Genomic DNA, 2,649 nt, shown 5'->3' on the forward strand with positions numbered 1-2,649 from the left:
CTCTGGATTGCTACGCGCTCGCGTTAATCCGCTCCAGGAGGAGAAAGCGGCGCATATTATAGACGATATTGGCCAGCCCGATCCTCATGGTGGCCCGCGTTATGCCTACGGTTCGGACGAACAGTCCCGTCTGTGATTTCTGATCGGCAAAGACATGCTCAACGCGAGATCTGATCACCGACTTCCCTGCGTTGGATCTCTGGATATGGCGGGGCATAGGCCTGAGATGCGGCTTTTTCCTGTGAACCTGGAGGGTTCGAAAAACCCTCTGGTTTTGAGGTCTGCTCTGTGATTCCATTTTCCTTGCGTTGATTGGAGTATGGATCATGAAGCAGGCGGGATTTTTTGACGTTGAAGAGCGGCTTGCTCGGCTGAGCGGGCTCGGTGATCAGCTCGAAGCGTTTTCCCGGACTGTGAATTTTGCAGTGTTCCGCCCGGAACAGGAGAAGGCACTGGCGTATTCCGACGAAAGCAAAGGCGGGCGACCGCCGTTTGATCCGGTGCTGATGTTCAAGATCCTGGTGATCCAGACGCTGAACAATTTGTCCGATGAACGTACAGAGTATCTGATCAACGATCGCCCGTCGTTCATGCGCTTCCTTGGCCTGGGGCTTTCAGATCGTGTTCCTGATGCCAAAACGGTCTGGCTGTTCCGTGAGCGCCTGACGCAGGCGGGAGCGATCGAGGGTCTGTTCAATCGCTTTGATACAACCCTGCGGAACGCAGGCTATCTGCCGATGTCGGGCCAGATCCTGGATGTGAATTGCCCCGGGTTTTGTGGAGACGTTTTTATCTGAACTACGCAGCTAATGCATGTGATTTCTGTTGTGCATAAAAGCGAGCCTCAGCTTCTGCTGGCGGGATGTTTCCAATGGAGGACAGGATCCGTCGATTGTTGAACCAGTCGACCCATTTAAGTGTTGTCAGTTCAACCGCTTCCCTGTTTTTCCATGGCCCCTGCCGATAGATAAGTTCGGTTTTGTAGAGCCCGTTAATGGTTTCCGCCAGAGCGTTATCATAGGAATCCCCAACGCTTCCGACAGAAGCAACGAGACCCGCTTCAGCCAGTCTTTGCGTGTAGCGAATGGACACATACTGACAGCCGCGGTCCGAATGATGGGTCACGTTTCCCTCAGGCTGCCTCTGGCACAGCGCCTGCTCAAGGGCATCCAGTACGAAGTCGGTATGGGCAGTGGATGAGACGCGCCAGCCCACAATCACGCGGGCAAACACATCAATGATGAAGGCCACATAAACAAAGCCCTGCCATGTGGAAACGTAAGTAAAATCCGAAACCCAGAGCCTGTTGGGGGCTGGAGCATGAAACTGGCGCTGCACCAGATCCTGTGGGCAGGGACGTTGTGGATCAGGCCGTGTGGTTCTGATCCCCTTGCCACGCATGACGCCTTTAAGTCCCATCTGGCGCATCAGTCGCTCTACCGTGCAGCGGGCGATAGTCCTGCCCTCGCGTCTGAGCTGATGCCAGACCTTACGCGCTCCATAGACACAAAAATTATCGTTCCATACTCTACGGATTTCATCGCGCAGCTCTTTGTCTTTCTGGCTGCGCACACAGGGATTTTTCTGCCTGGCAACAGTTGCATAATAGACAGATGGAGCAATCGGCAGGATCTTGCAGATTGACCCGACACCATATGTCTGCCGGTGCTTCTCAATGAAGCGGGTCATGGCCTGAACCGGCGGTCGAGTTCCGCCTGGGCAAAATATGCCGACGCCTTACGCAGGATTTCATTGGCCTGACGCAATTCGCGGTTCTCTCGCTCCAGTTGCCTGATCTTCTCCCGATCAGGCAACTCACTCACCGCAGGCGCATTGGCCCGCTCATGCAGACGGGTCCATTTTGACAGCGTGTCAGGGTGAATATCCAGCTTTGGAGCGATCATCATCACCGCAGACCACCGGGAAGGATGGTTCTTCTCTTCCTCCAGAACCATCCGGGCTGCACGTTCACGAAATTCAGGCGGAAAACGCTTCGATTTGTTACTCATGAATTCTTCTTACCTCACGGGTCTTGCTGTCTCCACAAAACCCGGGGCAATTCAATGCAACGCTGGTGGCTGCTCCAAAGCAGCGCAACACGAACGCCGAGAAAGCCGATCTCCGGGCAGGCCGTGTTCCCGAAGACTGGCAGGACAAGCCGTCAAAGCTGTCGCACAAGGATCGTCATGCGCGATGGACGCTGAAGTTCACCAAAGCGAAGCGGCAGGACGATGGAACCATGCCGTCGAGTGATCTCGCTATCCCATTCTTTGGCTACAAATCCCACGTCTCCATCGACCGGAAGTATCGGCTCATCCGGAAATGGAAGACAACAGATGCCGCCGCCAGTGATGGCGCGCGATTGAGAGAGGGGCTGCTGGATAAAGCCAATACGGCCTCAAGCGTCTGGGCTGATACAGCGTATCGCTCAAAAGCCAATGAAGACTTCATGGAAAAGCAGGGCTTTGTCTCAAAGGTTCACAGGAAGAAGCCGCATCTCAAACCCATGCCACTCCATATCCAGCGGTCCAATGCAGGAAAGTCCGTGATCCGATCCCGCGTCGAGCATGTCTTTGCTGACCAGAAATCGCAAATGGGTCTGTTCGTCCGAACTGTCGGTATCACCCGGGCCACCATGAGGATCGGCCT

The 2,649-nt window shown here is 54.7% G+C and carries 1 protein-coding gene, 3 pseudogenes and 1 other annotated feature; of the genes and pseudogenes, 2 read left to right on the top strand and 2 right to left on the bottom strand.

Annotation, left to right across the window (positions count from 1 at the left end; all coding sequences use genetic code 11):
- Positions 1-10 precede the first annotated feature (10 nt).
- Positions 11-250: pseudogene (locus tag KP699_RS16145) on the bottom strand (IS5/IS1182 family transposase); the annotation flags it as partial.
- A 76-nt stretch (positions 251-326) separates the two neighbouring features.
- Between KP699_RS16145 and KP699_RS16150 the strand changes: the two are divergent.
- Positions 327-758, top strand: a pseudogene (locus KP699_RS16150) (transposase); the annotation flags it as partial.
- A gap of 40 nt (positions 759-798) precedes the next feature.
- Here the strand turns inward: KP699_RS16150 and KP699_RS16155 are convergent.
- Positions 799-2,009, bottom strand: a protein-coding gene (locus KP699_RS16155; RefSeq protein ID WP_215763337.1) for an IS3 family transposase whose coding sequence is annotated in 2 segments (ribosomal slippage) — positions 799-1,724 and positions 1,724-2,009 — 1,212 coding nt in all. Because the reading frame shifts where the segments join, the coding sequence is not laid out codon by codon here.
- Positions 1,615-1,731 (bottom strand) — a sequence feature (AL1L pseudoknot). (Overlaps the previous gene by 117 nt.)
- Before the next feature lie 53 nt (positions 2,010-2,062).
- On the opposite strand from KP699_RS16155, the pseudogene KP699_RS16160 reads away from it, so the two are divergent.
- Positions 2,063-2,649 (top strand): annotated as a pseudogene (locus KP699_RS16160) (transposase); the annotation flags it as partial.

The organism is Acetobacter sp. P1H12_c (assembly GCF_018811975.1).
GTDB lineage: Bacteria > Pseudomonadota > Alphaproteobacteria > Acetobacterales > Acetobacteraceae > Acetobacter > Acetobacter persici.